The sequence below is a fragment of the Streptococcus sp. M334 genome (genome assembly GCF_000187745.1).
Classification (GTDB): Bacteria; Bacillota; Bacilli; order Lactobacillales; family Streptococcaceae; genus Streptococcus.
Window position 1 is genome coordinate 1 of the sequence record NZ_GL732486.1, and the last position, 516, is coordinate 516.

1 protein-coding gene is annotated in these 516 nt (G+C 43.0%); it reads left to right on the forward strand.

Annotation, left to right across the window (positions count from 1 at the left end; genetic code table 11):
* Positions 1-516, forward strand: a 516-nt coding sequence (locus HMPREF0851_RS0103560; protein ID WP_000641541.1) for a thrombospondin type 3 repeat-containing protein, incomplete at both ends; no start/stop codon positions are given.

Consider the following 516-nt stretch of genomic DNA (forward strand, 5'->3'; position numbering starts at 1 on the left):
CTTAGATGGCGACGGCAAACCAGACGTATCAGATGATGATATTGATGGCGACGGTATTCCAAATGACCAAGACCCAGCTCCACGAGTGAAAGATGGATTAACATCAGGAAAAGTAACACCGACAAACCCAGCAGTAGATGGACAACCATATACAAGCAATGAAAAAGTCATCAATCCAAATAAACCAGGAACAACGGTAACACCAACACCAACAAATGGTTTAACAATTGATGGAACAAGCGGCAAAGTTACAGGAACACCAACAGGCTTAACATGGAATGGCGATGACACAGAACAAACAGTCAATATTCCAGTAGTCATCACAAAAGGAAATGAAAAAATCAACGAAACCATTCCAGTAGTGGTCCAACGAGACTTAGATGGCGACGGCACACCAGACGTATCAGATGATGATATTGATGGCGACGGTATTCCAAATGACCAAGACCCAGCTCCACGAGTGAAAGATGGATTAACATCAGGTAAAGTAACACCGACAAACAAAGCAGTAGATGG